18 protein-coding genes are annotated in these 15,685 nt (G+C 66.3%); 13 read left to right on the plus strand and 5 right to left on the minus strand.

Features of this window, described 5'->3' with window-relative positions:
- Positions 1–108: 108 nt before the first annotated feature.
- The 3 genes from DFR49_RS15070 to phaP form a co-directional block, all read right to left on the minus strand.
- Positions 109–519 (minus strand): glycine zipper 2TM domain-containing protein, encoded by a 411-nt coding sequence (locus tag DFR49_RS15070; RefSeq protein ID WP_119036555.1) that lies wholly within the window; start codon positions 517–519, stop codon positions 109–111.
- Positions 520–645: 126 nt separating this feature from the next.
- Positions 646–2,604 carry a CocE/NonD family hydrolase gene (locus DFR49_RS15075; RefSeq protein ID WP_119036556.1) on the minus strand — a complete coding sequence of 653 codons (1,959 nt, stop codon included), beginning with the start codon at positions 2,602–2,604 and terminating at the stop codon, positions 646–648.
- Between the two features lie 91 nt (positions 2,605–2,695).
- Positions 2,696–3,058, minus strand: coding sequence for a TIGR01841 family phasin (gene phaP, locus DFR49_RS15080; RefSeq protein WP_119036557.1), 363 nt, complete (start codon positions 3,056–3,058; stop codon positions 2,696–2,698).
- 106 nt (positions 3,059–3,164) lie between these two features.
- Between phaP and DFR49_RS15085 the strand changes: the two genes are divergently transcribed.
- The 12 genes from DFR49_RS15085 (at position 3,165) to DFR49_RS15140 (ending at position 13,487) form a co-directional block, all read left to right on the plus strand.
- The gene (locus tag DFR49_RS15085) at positions 3,165–3,740 is read left to right on the plus strand and encodes a NifU family protein (protein WP_119037231.1); all 576 of its coding nucleotides are present in this window, start codon (positions 3,165–3,167) and stop codon (positions 3,738–3,740) included.
- A gap of 29 nt (positions 3,741–3,769) precedes the next feature.
- On the plus strand, positions 3,770–4,369 hold the full coding sequence (locus DFR49_RS15090) for a malonic semialdehyde reductase (RefSeq protein WP_119036558.1): 600 nt from the start codon (positions 3,770–3,772) through the stop codon (positions 4,367–4,369).
- Between the two features lie 74 nt (positions 4,370–4,443).
- Positions 4,444–5,061 (plus strand): tRNA (adenosine(37)-N6)-threonylcarbamoyltransferase complex dimerization subunit type 1 TsaB, encoded by a 618-nt coding sequence (gene tsaB / locus DFR49_RS15095; protein ID WP_119037232.1) that lies wholly within the window; start codon positions 4,444–4,446, stop codon positions 5,059–5,061.
- Complete coding sequence (gene rimI, locus DFR49_RS15100) at positions 5,058–5,534, plus strand: ribosomal protein S18-alanine N-acetyltransferase (RefSeq protein WP_119036559.1); 477 nt, start codon at positions 5,058–5,060, stop codon at positions 5,532–5,534. The genes tsaB and rimI overlap by 4 nt, the downstream gene beginning before the upstream one ends.
- A 108-nt stretch (positions 5,535–5,642) precedes the next feature.
- On the plus strand, positions 5,643–6,065 hold the full coding sequence (locus tag DFR49_RS15105; protein WP_119036560.1) for a Ros/MucR family transcriptional regulator: 423 nt from the start codon (positions 5,643–5,645) through the stop codon (positions 6,063–6,065).
- Between the two features lie 174 nt (positions 6,066–6,239).
- Positions 6,240–6,662, plus strand: coding sequence for a Fur family transcriptional regulator (locus DFR49_RS15110; RefSeq protein WP_119036561.1), 423 nt, complete (start codon positions 6,240–6,242; stop codon positions 6,660–6,662).
- On the plus strand, positions 6,634–7,404 hold the full coding sequence (locus DFR49_RS15115; RefSeq protein WP_119036562.1) for a lysophospholipid acyltransferase family protein: 771 nt from the start codon (positions 6,634–6,636) through the stop codon (positions 7,402–7,404). Before DFR49_RS15110 ends, DFR49_RS15115 begins: the two co-directional genes overlap by 29 nt.
- A 183-nt stretch (positions 7,405–7,587) precedes the next feature.
- Positions 7,588–8,895 (plus strand): tRNA (N6-isopentenyl adenosine(37)-C2)-methylthiotransferase MiaB, encoded by a 1,308-nt coding sequence (gene miaB, locus DFR49_RS15120; RefSeq protein ID WP_119036563.1) that lies wholly within the window; start codon positions 7,588–7,590, stop codon positions 8,893–8,895.
- A 696-nt stretch (positions 8,896–9,591) separates the two neighbouring features.
- Complete coding sequence (locus tag DFR49_RS15125) at positions 9,592–10,593, plus strand: PhoH family protein (RefSeq protein WP_119036564.1); 1,002 nt, start codon at positions 9,592–9,594, stop codon at positions 10,591–10,593.
- A gap of 67 nt (positions 10,594–10,660) precedes the next feature.
- Positions 10,661–11,179 (plus strand): rRNA maturation RNase YbeY, encoded by a 519-nt coding sequence (gene ybeY / locus DFR49_RS15130; protein ID WP_119036565.1) that lies wholly within the window; start codon positions 10,661–10,663, stop codon positions 11,177–11,179.
- Positions 11,180–11,256: 77 nt separating this feature from the next.
- Complete coding sequence (locus tag DFR49_RS15135) at positions 11,257–12,159, plus strand: hemolysin family protein (RefSeq protein ID WP_119036566.1); 903 nt, start codon at positions 11,257–11,259, stop codon at positions 12,157–12,159.
- The gene (locus tag DFR49_RS15140) at positions 12,159–13,487 is read left to right on the plus strand and encodes a PQQ-dependent sugar dehydrogenase (RefSeq protein WP_119036567.1); all 1,329 of its coding nucleotides are present in this window, start codon (positions 12,159–12,161) and stop codon (positions 13,485–13,487) included. Before DFR49_RS15135 ends, DFR49_RS15140 begins: the two co-directional genes overlap by 1 nt.
- A gap of 131 nt (positions 13,488–13,618) precedes the next feature.
- Here DFR49_RS15140 and DFR49_RS15145 read toward each other — a convergent pair whose 3' ends face one another.
- The gene (locus DFR49_RS15145) at positions 13,619–13,906 is read right to left on the minus strand and encodes a hypothetical protein (RefSeq protein ID WP_119037233.1); all 288 of its coding nucleotides are present in this window, start codon (positions 13,904–13,906) and stop codon (positions 13,619–13,621) included.
- A complete protein-coding gene (locus DFR49_RS15150) occupies positions 13,906–15,009 on the minus strand; it encodes a glycerophosphodiester phosphodiesterase (RefSeq protein WP_425454952.1) in 1,104 nt (367 codons plus the stop codon). Before DFR49_RS15150 ends, DFR49_RS15145 begins: the two co-directional genes overlap by 1 nt.
- 29 nt (positions 15,010–15,038) lie before the next feature.
- Here DFR49_RS15150 and DFR49_RS15155 point away from each other — a divergent pair, with 29 nt between their 5' ends.
- Positions 15,039–15,614, plus strand: coding sequence for a nucleotidyltransferase family protein (locus DFR49_RS15155; RefSeq protein ID WP_119036569.1), 576 nt, complete (start codon positions 15,039–15,041; stop codon positions 15,612–15,614).
- Positions 15,615–15,685: the final 71 nt, after the last annotated feature.

The raw sequence follows: 15,685 nt of genomic DNA on the forward strand, positions 1-15,685 counted from the left end.
CATCCCGGCGCAGGCCGGGATCCAGAACAAAAAGAAAGGGCGGCTTCCCACGCGGGGAGCCGCCCTTTTGCTTTCACGTGGATTGCGGCCCCGGCCCGCTTCCACCAATCAGCGACACTTGATGTCGCCGCGATCCAGCTCGCGGCCCAGCAGCGCGCCGCCGCCCGCGCCCAGCAAAGTGCCGAGCGTCTTGCCGCCGCCGATCACCTGATCGCCGAACAAATTGCCGAGCACGCCGCCTGCGACCGCACCGATCACCAGACCGGTCGTGCCGTCGTCGCGTTTGCAGTAATAGCGCCCGTCATTGCCGCGATAGATGCGGTCGTTGCGGCTCATGCGGCGCTCGTGGCGCTTGCTGCGCGCCTTGTAATGGTTGGACGGGTTCCAGTTGCGGTTGTTATGGTCGCCCTGCCAGCGATAATCGCGATCGCGATGATGGCGCTGCGCGGCGGCCGGGGTCGGCAACGCCACTGGAGCCGCCACCGCGAGCGCGGTGAATGCGATCAGAAACTTCTTCATCGTGTCGTTCCTTCCAAAAGACCCCGTCTCAATGCCGGAGCGCGCGGGAAGGTTGCATGAACGCAATGCTCATTCGCGCGACAGGCAAGGCGGCCGCGCGCGCCCGGCGCGGGCCGCCCCGTTCGGTCAGTTCGCCCCCGTCGCCATCGCCGCCGATTGATCGAGCGGCACCACCGGCAGCCACACCTTGCTGCCCTCGGCGCCGCCCCGCATCAGCGTGATCGTCGCCTTCTGGTAATCCTTCTTGTCGGCGAAGAAGATGTTGGGGACATATTTCTGCGGATTGCGATCGTAGAGCGGGAACAGGCTCGACTGCACTTGCACCATGATCCGGTGCCCGGGCTGAAACACATGGTTCACCGTCGGCAGGCGGAACTTGTATTCCTGCACCTGATTGGCGGGGATCGGCGAGGGATGCGCGAAGCTCTTGCGATAGCGGCCGCGGAAAATGTCGAGGCTGATCGCGAGCTGATAGCCGCCCATCTTCGCATCGGTGGCATTCTCGGCCGGAAAGACGTCGATCACCTTGACGACGAAATCGCCGTCGGTGCCCGTCGTCTTGGCGAACAGATCGGCGATCGGCGCGCCCGAAACACGCACCGCCTCCGTCAACACCGGCGTCTGATAGGTCATCACGTCGGTGCGCCCGTCGAAGCTGCGCTGATCCTGCACCAGCCAGTCGGGCCAGCGGCCGTCGCCGAAATTCACCGGCCGCGGCAGATGCGGCACCGGCTTGGCGGGATCGGAGACATAGCTGTCGCCCCCCGCCGCGGGCACATCGAAACCGAGCCCGCCCTCGGCCTGAAGGTAGATCGGCTTGAGCGCGTTGGCGCAGCCCTCGACGCACGCGAGCGGCCAGGTCGAGAAGCGATCCCAGTGGTTCTCGCCGGTGTTGTAGATCGCCGCCGCAGGCAGCCTCACCGCGGGGCCGTCGTTCAGATACTGGTTGAAGAAGGGCAGCACCATATCCTCGCGGAATTGCGCGGCGGTGTCGCCGTTCCAGGTGAACGGGCCAAGGCTCCGGCCCTCGCGGTTGATCTGGCTGTGCCGCCACGGCCCCATGACGAGATGGTTGTTGCCCATGTGGCCCGCCGCCTTGAGCGCTTCCCAACTCGTGATCGCGCCGTACATATCCTCTTGGTCCCACAACCCCTGTTCCCAGATCGTCGGGACGTTGGACGGATTGGCGGCGATCAGCTTGTCGAGCGCCTGCCCCTGCCAATATTCGTCATAGGCGGCATGCTCGCTGGTCCGCTGCCAGAAGGGCAATTGATCGTAGCCCGATTTCTTCGTCCACGCGCCCGCCGAGCCGATCTCGCGGAAATTGTCGTAATCGTCATAGCCGCCCGACGGCGGCGCCTTGCCGCGCCCCTTGTAACCGGTCTGCCCGCCGATCCAGCCGATGTTGGCGAGGCGGAAGGCGCCGTAATGGAACCAGTCGTCCCCCATCCAGCCGTCGACCATCGGGCTTTCGGGCACCGCCGCCTTCAATGCCGGATGCGGATGGAGCAGCGCCATCACTACGGTGAAGCCCTCGTAGGACGATCCGATCATGCCGACTTTGCCGTTCGATTGCGGCAGGTTGGCCTTGTTCACCAGCCAGTCGATCGTGTCATAGGCGTCGGTGACGTGATCGGTGTCGGTCGGGTTGAGCGGCCCCTTCACTGGGCGCGTGACGACATAGACGCCTTCGGACCCGTATTTGCCGCGCACGTCCTGATAGACACGGATATAACCCGCCTTGACGAACGGCTCGTCGGCGAGCGGCAACGTCGAGAGCATCGACGGCGAGTCCATCCGCTCGGCGCGCCCCGCGGCATTGTACGGCGTGCGCGTCAGCACGATCGGCGCGTTGGTTGCGCCCTTGGGGATGACGATGACGGTATAGAGCTTCACGCCGTCGCGCATCGGGATCATCACCTCGCGCTTGATGTAATCGCGCGCGACTGTGGGTGGCGTGAAGTCCGCCGGGATGTCGCCCTTGGGCGGCCAGATATCCGCCGGCACCTGCTGCGCGACCGCAAACCCGGTGCCCGTCGCTGCCAGAACCAGGGCGAGCGCCGCCCCTCCAAATCGAATGCGCATGATCCTGCCCCTCAATTCTGTCGTGATGCGACTTGCTAGCACATCACGGCCTCAGAGGAAGCGCGCGCGCGACGACCCGAGGGACGCCGTCTTATTTGTTCTCGTCGCGCCCGGTTACGCGGTTGATCGCGTCGCGGCCGAAATTGGCGATCATCTCGCCCACCTCGCGCGCCTGCGCCATCGATCGGCTGCCCTGCTCGCGCAGATACTCGCCCTGGACGTGCATCACCTCGGAAAGGTCGCGCGCTTTGGCGGCACGGCGCATCGCCTCGAACGCCTCGCGCGTGTTCTGTTCGGCCTGGTCGAGCAACTTCATGCCTAGGTCACTGCCGTGCCCCGCGATCCGCTCGCCAGAGGCACGCATCTTCTCGCCGGCCTCGCGGACCTTGTCGGTGATCCCGCTCGCGGCGGTCGTGCCCGCTTTGCCGGTGCCGGGTTTCTTCGCTTGTGCCATCTCTACCTCCTGTCGGCCCGGATGCGGGCCTCGTCCCGCAGCGACGCGTGAAACGGGGGCAGGTTCCACCCTTGATCCCCGGCGCCGTCGCCGCCACATGGCATATATGCTGATCGAGACCGAGACCACGCCGAATCCGGCGACGCTGAAGTTCCTCCCCGGCCGCACCGTCATGGAGGCCGGCACCCGCGATTTCGCGAGCCCCGAAGAAGCCGACGCCTCGCCGCTCGCCGAGGCGCTGTTCGGCCTCGGCGACGTGACGGGCGTGTTCTTCGGCAAGGATTTCGTGTCGGTCACCGCCGCGCCCGGGGTCGAGTGGCGTGGGCTCAAGCCCGACGTGCTGGCGCTACTGCTCGATCATTTCTCGGCCAATATGCCGCTGTTCAAGCCGGGCTCGGCCGCCGCGATCAGCGTGCCCGGCGACGACACCAGCTATGGCGACGATCCCGCCGATGCCGATATCGTCGAGCAGATCAAGGATCTGATCGACACCCGCGTGCGCCCCGCGGTCGCCAATGACGGCGGGGACATCATCTATCGCGGGTTCGACAAGGGGAAGGTCTTCCTCCAGATGCAGGGCGCCTGCTCGGGCTGCCCTTCCTCGACCGCGACCTTGAAGAACGGGATCGAGCAACTGCTCAAATATTACGTGCCCGAAGTCACCGAAGTCCGCTCGATCTGATCCCCAACCCCAGGACGACAGGGAACCCGATGGGCGAGAAGCTATCCGATTCCGCGCTCGACACGATCTTTCGTACCGCGCGCACCTATAACGGCTACACCGACGAACCCGTCACGCAAGACCAGATCCGGCAGATCTACGACCTGCTCAAGATGGGGCCGACATCGGCCAACCAGCAGCCCGCGCGCTTCGTGTGGCTGCTGAGCCAGGAAGCGAAGGACACGCTCGCCGCGTGCGCGACGGGCACCAATCCGGACAAGATCAGGAAAGCGCCCGCCGCGGTCGTGATCGGCATGGACGAGCATTTCCATGATCACCTACCGTTCCTCTTTCCCCATACCGACGCCAAAAGCTGGTTCGAGGGCGACGCCAAAGCGGCGCTGCGCCACGATCACGCGTTCCGCAATTCGTCGCTCCAGGGCGCCTATCTGCTGATCGCCGCGCGCGCGATCGGGCTCGACACCGGCCCGATGTCGGGTTTCGATCCCGATGCCGTGAACAAGGCGTTCTTCGCCGATCAGCCGAACGTGACGGTGAACTTCATCGCCACGCTGGGCCACGGCGATCCGGCGACGATCTTCGGCCGCAGCCCGCGCCCCGATTTCGAAAGATTCAACCGGGTCGATTGACGCGATCCGTCACGCCGGCGAAGGCTGGAATCTTTCGACAACTGGAGATGCCAGCCTTCGCTGGCATGACGATCATGGCCCTTACTCTCGTCATCGATACCGCGACGGCGGCCTGCTCGGTCGCGCTGATCGACGATGGCCATGTCGTGGCCGAGCGACACGAGATCGTCGGGCGCGGCCATGCCGAGCGGCTGCTGCCGATGATCGCCGAACTGCCCGATGGTGGGCGCGCCGATACGATCCTCGTCGATGTCGGGCCGGGCAGCTTCACCGGCACGCGCGTCGGCATCGCGGCGGCGCGCGGGCTCGCGATCGGCTGGCGCGTGCCGGTCACCGGCTATTCCTCCACCGCGCTCCTCGCCGCCGCCGAATTCGCGCGCGATCCCGCGCTGGCGCGGCTTGCCGTCGTGCTCGAGGGCGGGCATGGCGAGGTCTTCATGCAGCCCTTCTCGCGCCCGATTCTTGCCGATGCCGCGCTCGCGTCGCTCGCGCCCGAGGCGGCGCGCGCGCTGATCGAGGGCCGTCGCGCGATCGGCAGCGGGATCGGATGGCTGGGCGCGCTCACCGATGCGCGCGACGCGCTGCCCCGTGCCGCCCAGGCGATGCTGCTGCCGTCGGCGTTGCGCGTACTGGCGCCAAGCCCGATCTACGGCCGCCCGCCCGATGCGGTGCCGCAGCAGCCCCGCACATGAGCGCCACGCTCACCCAGGTCACGCTGCGCCGGGGCGGGATCGATGATCTCGCGCTCGTCGAGCCGATCATGCGGGCCGCATTTGATCCGCGCTACGGCGAGGCGTGGACGCGCAGCCAGTGCGCCGGGGTGATGGCGATGCCCGGCGTCACGCTGACGATTGCCGAACTCGACGGCCGCGTCGCGGGCTTCGCGATCGCGCGCACGATCATGGACGAGGCCGAACTGCTGCTGCTCGCGGTCGACCCCGCACGGCGCCGGCGCGGTATCGGCCGGGCGTTGCTGCGCTCGGTCATCGCCGACGGCGAATCGCGGGGAATTGCGAAAATTCATCTCGAAGTGCGGGCAAGCAACGGCGCGATCGCGCTCTATCGGCAAACGGGATTCGAGAAGATCGGCGAACGGCGGGATTATTATCGCGGGACGAACGGCAAGTTGTTCGACGCGCATACGTTTATGCGAATGCTGCGCTGACGTCATGATTTCGGGACAAAACTTCGCTTGCACGGCGCACCCGTTCGCTTGATAGAAGCCGGTATGCCTGTTTTCCCTAGATAGGCAGTACGGGTCGAAAGGAACGAAATGGATACCGATACCGAAATGCACGAGACACTGGTTACGCTGACCGCGGATATTGTCGCCGCCCATGTCAGCAACAACAGCGTCGCGGTTTCCGACCTTCCGTTGATCATCCAGAACGTCCACGGGGCGCTTTCCGCGCTCGGTACGCCCACTGAAGAGCCGCCGGTCAAGCAGGAACCTGCCGTTTCGATCCGTTCTTCGGTAAAGCCGGACTATATCGTCTGTCTCGAGGACGGGAAAAAGCTCAAGATGCTCAAGCGGCATCTGATGACGCACTATCAGATGACCCCCGAACAATATCGTCAGAAGTGGAACCTGCCTGCCGACTATCCGATGGTCGCGCCCAGCTATGCGGAGCAGCGCCGCATGCTCGCGAAGAAGATCGGGCTCGGCACCAAGACGAAGCGCCGCAAGACGCGCTGATCTGTCGCGGCGCCGGCCCGCTCCCCCACCCGGCCATCCAACGCCAGTATTCTACGGGTGGCTGGATGGGGGAGCGGGCCGGCGCCGCCTTTTCGTGCGATAGCGCGACAACAACGCTCTTGTTGCGAGTCGGTCGCCCTTGGCCCCCGCACGATATGGCATTACATCATGGCTATGCCGCGCAAGATCGATCTCGAAGCCCTGTGCAACGAAAAGGGCCTCCGCATCACCGAGCAGCGTCGCGTTATCGCGCGCGTGCTCTCCGACGCCGACGACCATCCCGATGTCGAGAAGGTCTATGAACGCGCCTCGGCGATCGATCCGGGCATCTCGATCGCGACCGTCTACCGCACGGTGCGGCTGTTCGAGGAGGCGGGCATCCTCGATCGCCACGATTTCGGCGACGGCCGCTCGCGCTACGAGCCCGCGCCCGAATCGCACCACGATCACCTGATCGACGTCGAGACCGGCAAGGTGCTCGAATTCGTCGATCCCGAGCTTGAGCAGCTCCAGAAGCAGATCGCGGAGCGGCTGGGCTTCCGCCTCGTCGATCACCGCATGGAGCTTTATGGCGTCGCACTCGATCGCAAGAATTGACGTCGCCGGCCGGATAAGGATCGGCCTGAGGCTCGCGGGCCTCGTCCTCGCCCTCATCGCCTGCGTCGCCGCCCACGGCCTGTGGCGGCTGTTCCGCCTGCCCTCGCCCTGGCCGCGCTGGTTCCTCGGCGGCGCCGCGCGCATCTGCGGCGTGCGCCGGCACGATGTCGGCCGGGCGATGCGGCGCGACGTGATCTTCCTCGCCAACCATACGAGCTGGCTCGACATCCTCGTGCTTGCCGGCGGCACCGGCACCGCCTTCGTCGCCAAGGCGGAGCTGCAAGGCGTCTCGCTGATCGGCTGGCTGTGCACCTTGAACCACACGATCTTCGTCGCGCGCACCGATCGGATGGGGATCGCCGCCCAGATCGCCGACCTCCACGACGCGCTTGCCCAGGCATGGCCGGTGACGATCTTCCCCGAAGGCACGACCAGCGGCGCCGACGAATTGCTTGCCTTCAAGGCTTCACTGCTCGCGGTCCTCGAACCACCACCGCCCGGCGTGATGGTGCAGCCCGTCCTGCTCGATTACGGCACCGGCGCCCGCGCGGTGGAGTGGCTCGGCGACGAGACCGGCCAGGCCAACGCGCTCCGCATCCTCGCGCGGCGCGGCAGCTTCGCGGTGCGGGTGGCGTATCTCCCCCCCTTCGACCCCGCCGACCACGCCGGCCGCAAGGGCATCGCCGCGGAGGCGCGAAGGCGCATCGCCGAGGCGATGGGGCTTCCCGCAAGCGACGACTAGCGCCCCAATTGCCGTCATGCCAGCGAAGGCTGGCATCCATGACTCTATCGGAAATAAGCGCGCTGCCTTGCTGGAGAGATAGACCCCAGCCTTCGCCGGGGTGACGAAACTCGGAACGACCGCTTTCCACCAACAGCCACCCACCCTAGCCCCGACCCCCGCACCCGCGTATAGGCCGCCTCCATGCCAAAGCCCGCCCCCAAGACCTTCGCCGTCAAGTCGTTCGGCTGCCAGATGAACGTCTATGACGGTGAGCGCATGGCCGAATTGATGGCGGCAGAGGGTCTGTCGCCCGCCGATGCCGCCGACGCCGATCTGGTCGTGCTCAACACCTGCCACATCCGCGAACGCGCGACCGAGAAGGTCTATTCGGATATCGGCCGCCTCAGGAAGCACGGTGATCCGATGATCGCGGTGGCGGGCTGCGTCGCGCAGGCCGAGGGCGAGGAAATTTTCGCGCGCGCGCATGTCGACGTGGTCGTCGGCCCGCAAGCATATCACAACCTGCCCAGGCTCGTCGCCGACGCCGCTGCCGGTCGCCCCGCGCTCGATACCGACATGCCGGTCGCGTCGAAATTCGGGGCACTCCCCGCGCGCCGCAAGGTAGGGCCGTCGGCGTTCCTCACCGTCCAGGAAGGCTGCGACAAATTCTGCACCTATTGCGTCGTGCCCTACACGCGCGGCGCCGAGGTCTCGCGCGCGTTCGCCGCGATCGTCGACGAGGCGAAGGCGCTGGTCGATGCAGGCGCGAAGGAGATCACGCTGCTCGGCCAGAACGTCAACGCGTGGGCGGATGCGGACGGGCGCGGGCTCGATCACCTGATCCGCGCGCTCGACCGGATCGAGGGGCTGGCACGCATCCGCTACACCACCAGCCACCCCAACGACATGACGGAGGGACTGATCGACGCGCATGCGCAGGTCGAGCGGCTGATGCCGTTCCTCCACCTGCCCGTGCAATCGGGCAGCAGCCGCATCCTCAAGGCGATGAACCGCAGCCATACGCGCGACAGCTATCTGCGCGTGCTCGACAAGGTCCGCGCCGCGCGGCCCGATATCGCGCTGTCGGGCGATTTCATCGTCGGCTTCCCCGGCGAGACCGACGCCGATTTCGAGGAGACGCTGCGCCTCGTCGACGAGGTGCGCTACGCGCAGGCGTTCAGCTTCAAATACTCGCCCCGGCCCGGCACCCCCGCCGCCGAGATGGCCGATCAGATCGCGCCCGAGGTCATGGACGAACGGCTCCAGCGGCTCCAGGCCGCGATCAACCGCGATCAACTCGCCTTCAACGAGGCAAGCGTCGGCCGCCATTGCCCGATCCTGATCGAACGCAAGGGCAAGCTGCCCGGCCAGATGCTCGGCAAGTCGCCCTGGCTGCAATCGGTCCACCTGATCACCGACGCGCGCGTCGGCGACATGGTCGAGGTGACGATCGAGAGCGCCGGCCCCAATTCGGTGGGCGGCGTAGAGCGGCTGCGCGCCGCCGCCTGAACCGGCAGCCGACTCGAGAGCCAGCGTGCCGCCGCGGCTTTTCGCACGCAAAAGTGACAATGCCGCCACGCGTTCGACAATAGTCGACCAGATGTGTCTGGCCGTCGACGAATCACCGCCGCCCGTGCGATCTAGATCGACCCGCCGCCCGGCCTCGCAATATCGATTTCCGCCACCGTCGTTCGCGCAGTTGCGAAAATAAAATTATTAATCAACACGTTCCCGGCACCGCATTCGCCCATCCCGTCGCCGAGCCGGCGTCGGCCCGGGCGGAGTGCCGGATCGGCCTCGAACGTGGGCGGACTTGACGTTTTTACAGAGATGCTTAGGGCAGCCGGAGAGACACGCCTCTGAGAAGGGTTGCCTCAGAGAGCCCTTTAAGGCTCCCCCTTTGAGTTGTGTTTCCGGTGGATGGGTTCGCCGAGGCGAACCCCAGACGTCTTGCGTTCCCATCCACCGTTAGCCGGTCGGGCTATCGGCGGTGCGGCATCCCTGCCACGCTTGTGCGCAAAGGTTGTGGCTGGCGCGTGCAAGCCCTGTCCTATACGCGTGCGCTCTGCCACACTCGCCCCGGATGAGTCTCGCCACCCCCTTCGCCAGCGCCTGCGGAACCCACGTCCGCCCCCGCCGTTCGGTCGTGGGAGCGATGGCGCGCCAGACCGTCAACTGGGTCAACTTAGCCCCCGAAAGGACCGCATGAGCCGCAAGCCCGTTCCCGCCCAATCGGGCGATCGTTCTCGCCTCGAGGTAGCGTTCGACAAGCCGCAACTGCTCAGCGTCCTCTTCGGCCAATATGATCAGAATCTGGTGGCGCTCGAAAACCGGCTCGGCGTCTACATCACCGCGCGGGGGAATCGCGTCGGCCTCGAAGGCGCGGCCGAGAATGTCGCCCTGGCGCGCGACGTGCTGAGCGATCTCTACAAGCGCATCCAGCGCGGCGAGGAGATCGATACCGGCCTTGTCGACGCCGCGATCGCGATGGCCTCCGAACCCGAACTCGACGGCATCGTCCGCGCCGAGGCGGGCGATCGCGCGCCCTCGATCATGATCCGCACGCGCAAGAAGACGATCGTCCCGCGTACGCCGATGCAGGCGCATTACATGCGCGAACTGGTAGCGAACGACATGATCTTCGCGCTCGGCCCGGCGGGCACGGGCAAGACCTATGTCGCGGTGGCGCAGGCGGTGGCGCAGCTCATCACCGGCAGCGTCCAGCGCCTCATCCTCTCGCGTCCCGCGGTCGAGGCGGGCGAGCGGCTGGGCTTCCTGCCCGGCGACATGAAGGAGAAGGTCGATCCCTATCTCCGCCCCTTGTACGACGCGCTCTACGATTGCATGCCGCCCGAACAGGTCGAACGGCGGATCGCGAGCGGCGAGATCGAGATCGCGCCGATCGCCTTCATGCGCGGCCGCACGCTCGCCGACGCCTTCGTCATCCTCGACGAGGCGCAGAACACCACACCCGCGCAGATGAAGATGTTTCTGACGCGCTTCGGCCAGAACAGCCGGATGGTGATCTGCGGCGATCCGCGTCAGGTCGATCTGCCCGGCGGGGTCGCCGCCTCCGGGCTCGCCGATGCGACCGCGCGCCTGGAAGGGATCGAGGGCATTGCGATGGTCCGCTTCACCGCCGCCGACGTCGTGCGCCACCCCATCGTCGGCCGCATCGTCGAGGCATATGAAGGGGTGGACGCATGATGCCCGGCATCAACGTCTCGGTTCGCCCTGAACCTGTCGAAGGGCCGTCCACCTATGGGGTTCACCGATGATCGAGGTCGAACTCGCCCGCGAATCCCCTTGGCCGTCCGCGACCGACTGGGCCGCGCTTGCCCGCCGCGCCGCGACGGCGGCGATCGCGCGCACGCCGCACGGGCCGCTGATCGATACCCCTGCGCATATCGAGATTTCGCTGCGGCTGACCTCGGACGACGAGGTGCGCGGGCTCAACCGCGACTATCGCGGCAAGGATGCGCCGACCAACGTGCTCTCGTTCCCGATGGTCCAGCCCGATCTGATCGAGGCGATCAGCGAGAATTCGGACGATGGCGAGGTGCTCCTCGGCGATATCGTGCTCGCGCATGGCGTCTGCGCGCGCGAGGCCGCCGAAAAGAAGCTTTCGACCGAGGATCACGCGGCGCATCTGATCGTCCACGGCACGCTCCACCTGCTGGGCTACGACCATATCGACGACCTGCAAGCCGAGGAAATGGAGGAGATCGAGCGTCAGGCGATGGCCGATCTGGGCCTTGCCGATCCCTATCTCGTCCGCGAGGACGAGGGGTAAACCCACAAGCCCTCTTAACGAACCCGGCGCCGCGCCGCTATATGGCGGGCGCAACCCTGAGGAAATGACGACGACCAATGCCCGACGATTCGAGTACCACGCCCGCCGATAGCGGCGGGATATGGCGCGGCCTGCGCGCGCTCCTGTTCGGCGACGAGGCCGACGAGACGCTCCGCACCCGGCTCGAGGAGGTGATCGACGAGCATGAAGGTGAGCCCGGCCCCGACGCCAAGGGCGATCTTTCGCCGCTCGAACGCCAGATGGTGCGCAACCTGCTCCATTTCGGCGAACGCGACGCCGGCGATGTCGGCGTGCCGCGCGCGGATATCATCGCGGTCGAACAGGGTATTTCCTTCGACGATCTGGTGAAGACCTTCGCGAGCGCCGGGCACAGCCGGCTCCCCGTCTATCGCGACGCGCTCGATACGATCATCGGGATGGTCCACATCAAGGACGTGTTCGATATCCTCGCCACCGGCGCGCCGCATCCGCACGACATCACGGCGCTGATCCGCGAGCCCGTCTATGTGCCGCAATCGCGCGGCACGCTCGATCTGCTCGCCGACATGCGCCAGCGCCGCGTCCACCTCGCGATCGTGCTCGACGAATATTCGGGCACCGAGGGGCTGGTGACGATCGAGGATCTAGTCGAGGAGATCGTCGGCGATATCGAGGACGAGCATGACGAGGCGCCGACCGCGCTGATCGTGCCGATCGAAGGCGGCGGCTGGGAGGCCGACGCGCGCGCCGAGTTGGAAGACATCGCCGAGGCGATCGACCCGCGCCTCGCCGATACCGAGGACGATATCGATACGATCGGCGGGCTGGCCGCGACGCTTGCCGGGCACGTCCCCCAGGCGGGCGAATGCCTCGAACACCAATCGGGCTGGACGCTCGAGGTGATCGAGGCCGATCCGCGCCGTGTCGCGCGGTTGAGGCTGCATCCGCCGGCGCGGCAGGCAGAAGAGGAAGAAGCATAATGCGCAGACACATCCTGATCGTCCTCGCGCTGATCGTGATTGTCGCGGCGGGCTTCTGGTTCTGGATCAGCCGCCCCGATACCGCGCGAGTGCCGGTGGCGGCGGTGATGGGCGCGCGGCCGGACATCGGCGCGCCACGCGACCAGTGGGTTCCGACGGTGAAGGTCGCCGACGCGGTCGGCTGGAAGGACGGGCAGACGCCCGCCGCCGCGCCGGGGCTCGCAGTCAACGCCTTCGCGACCGGGCTCGATCATCCGCGCTGGCTCTATCGCCTGCCCAATGGCGACGTGCTGGTCGCCGAGACCAATTCGCCCCCTCGAACGGGCGGCGGGATCGCCGCTGTCGTGATGCGGCGTCTGATGGACAAGGCGGGCGCGGGCGTGCCCTCGGCCAACCGGATCACGCTGCTGCGCGACGCCGATCATGACGGCGTCGCCGAGGCGCGCTCGGTGTTCCTCGCCGGCCTCAACTCGCCGTTCGGGATGACGCTGGTGGGTGACAGCCTGTACGTCGCCGACACAGACGCGCTGCTGCGCTTCCCCTATAAATCGGGGCAGGCAGTGATCACCGCCAAGCCCGAAAAGATCATCGATCTGCCGGGCGGCGGCAACCATTGGGCGCGCAACGTCGTCGCGGCGCCCGATGGCACCCGGCTCTACGTGACGGTAGGATCGTCGAGCAACATCGCCGAAAACGGCCTCGACGCCGAGCAGAACCGCGCCAACATCCTCGAGGTCGATCCCGAGGCCAAGACATACCGCATCTATGCGGCCGGGATGCGCAACCCCAACGGCGTGGATTTCGATCCTGCGACCGGGCAGATGTGGGCGGTCGTCAACGAACGCGACATGATGGGATCGGATCTGCCGCCCGATTATCTCACGACCGTGGCACTTGGCGATTTCTTCGGCTGGCCGTGGTTCTACTGGGGCGGCTATCCCGACACGCGCGTCGAGCCGCAAAACCCGGCGATGCAGGAATATTCGAAGCGCCCCGATTACGCGCTCGGCCCGCACACCGCGTCGCTGGGGCTCGCGTTCGCGCGCTCACCGCTGCTCGGCGATCGCTTCGCTCGCGGCGCGTTCGTCAGCCAGCACGGCTCGTGGAACCGCAAACCCAAATCGGGCTACAAGTTGATCTACATCCCCTTCGACGATCGCGGATTCCCCGTAAAGGGCGCCAAGCCGATCGACGTGCTGACGGGCTTTCTCAGCAAGGACGAAGACGAAGCCTATGGCCGTCCGGTCGGGGTAATCGAAGGCGACAACGGGCTGCTGGTCGCCGACGATGTCGGCAACACGATCTGGCGAGTCAGCAAGGCGGGCTAGAATCGGATTCAGCTACGCTGAATCGGGTGCGGTGCCGGCCCACACCCCCACCCGGCCACCCATAGAATACCCTGTTGGGTGGCCGGGTGGGGGTGTGGGCCGGCACCGCTTCCACGCGAGTGGATCAAACTCTAATCGCCGTAACCCGCGCGGTAGCCATCATATTGGCCCTGGCACGAATCGGGATGCTTGCGGCATTCCTTTTCGCGCTGCTTGCGCTCGCGGCCTTCCTTGGCTTCCTGCTTGCGCATCTCGCGGCCGTAATTGCGGTCGGCCTCGTCCTGGCTGGTCGTCGTCCAGTCGACCACCTGGCCGCCCGCGCGCACCGGCGCAGTCACGACATTGGCCGCGGTCTTGACGAGGCAACCGCCCGCCAGCAGCGGCAGCAGCGCCACCGGCACGATCAGGATTTTCCGCATCACTCGGCACTCCTTGCGGGTGCGGCAGTGCGCGCCGCATCCCGCGCTTCTACACCAATCGCCGGGAAATCGGTGAAAAATCCATCGATCCCGGCCTGCAACTGGTCGCGAATCTCACCGGCAACGTCGCCGTGGCCGCGCGGGTTGATGCCCTTACGATACGTGGAAGGCAGGAAATAATTCTCCGCGCGGAAGGTCCAGGGGTGGACACGCAGCCCCGCCGCGTGCGCGTCTCGCACCAGATCGGTCGGCATCCGCCCGTTCATCACCATCGCCTTGTTGGGGCCGATCCCCCAGGCATAAGCGGCGATCGCCTTCAGCCCCGCCGGGGTCGTCATCGCGGCATAGCGCGCCACCGCGCCGTCGGCCGGCCCACCTTCCTTGTCGAGCAACTGGATGAGGCGAACCGGCGTCAGCGCGTGCAGCGCCTTCAGATTGTCGACCTCGAACGACTGGATGAACACCGGCGCATCGGCTGAATCCCACCCCGCCTGCTTCAGTTCGGCGATCAGTCGCGGCTCGATCGCATGGCCGATCGACGCAAAATAGCCCGGATGCTTGGTTTCGGGGTAGATCGCGATCGTCCGCCCCCGCGCCTTGCTCTCGCGCTTGGCCAGCGCGATGATCTCGGCCAGCGTCGGCACCTCGAAGCGGCCGTCATAGGCCGTGTTGCCGGGCCGGAGGAGCGGCACGCGTTCCTTCGCGCGCAGCGTCTTGAGTTCGGCGAGCGTGAAATCCTCGGTGAACCAGCCGGTGATTGTCTTGCCGTCGATCTTTTTGGTGGTGCGGCGGCCGGCGAATTCGGGATGATCGGCAACGTCGGTGGTGTCCGAAATATCGTTCTCGTGCCGCGCAACGAGCACATCGTCCTTCGTCGGCACCAGATCTGGCTCGATCACGTCGGCACCCTGCTCGATCGCCAGTTCGTACGCCGCAAGCGTATGCTCAGGCCGAAGCCCGCTCGCGCCGCGATGCGCGATGACGATGGGCGGAGACAGCGACGGCCGGGCGGAGGTCATCGGGTCAGTCTGCCCCTTCGCGCAGCCCGATACCAGCAGTGACGCGATGACCGCGAGCCGGAATTTCGATAGGTGATCCATCATGGCACCATCCCTCGGCGAGACCCTGTTCGATGATCAAGGCTGAAAATACCGTTCTGCTCCTGCTCGCCGCCGGCCGTTCGCAGCGGTTCGGCGACGCCGACAAGCTCGAACAGGATTATCTCGGCCATCCGCTTGCGTTCCATGTCGTCACCGCGCTGGAGGGGGTGCCGTTCAGGAAACGCATCGCGATCGTCTCCGGCACCCGGCTCGATTTCGCGGCGCGCGGGTACGAGATGATCGAGAATACGGCGCCGACCAGCGGCCTGTCCGGCTCGATCAAGATCGGTGTCGAGGCGTGCCGTGCGTGCGGCGCCGATGCCGTGCTGATCGCGCTCGCGGACATGCCGCGCGTCACCGCGACGCACATCTATCGGCTGCTCGATTATGCCGACGGCCCCGACACGATCCTCGCGTCGAGCGACGGCGTGCGCCCGCGCCCACCGGCGCTGTTCGGCAAGCATCGCTTCGATTGGCTGATGAGCCTCACCGGAGACCGGGGCGCGCGCGAGATGATCCTCAAGGCACACCATGTCATCGCCGCCGCCAACGAATTGTTCGACGTCGACACGCGCGAAGACCTCGAAAGGCTGCGCGCGATGGTATGATGGCGCTTTCGTGAGAGCGGCGCCGGCCCGCTCCCCCACCCCACCTCCCAAGACATTATACTAAATGGGAG

The organism is Hephaestia caeni, from assembly GCF_003550065.1.
Lineage (GTDB): Bacteria > Pseudomonadota > Alphaproteobacteria > Sphingomonadales > Sphingomonadaceae > Sphingomonas > Sphingomonas caeni_A.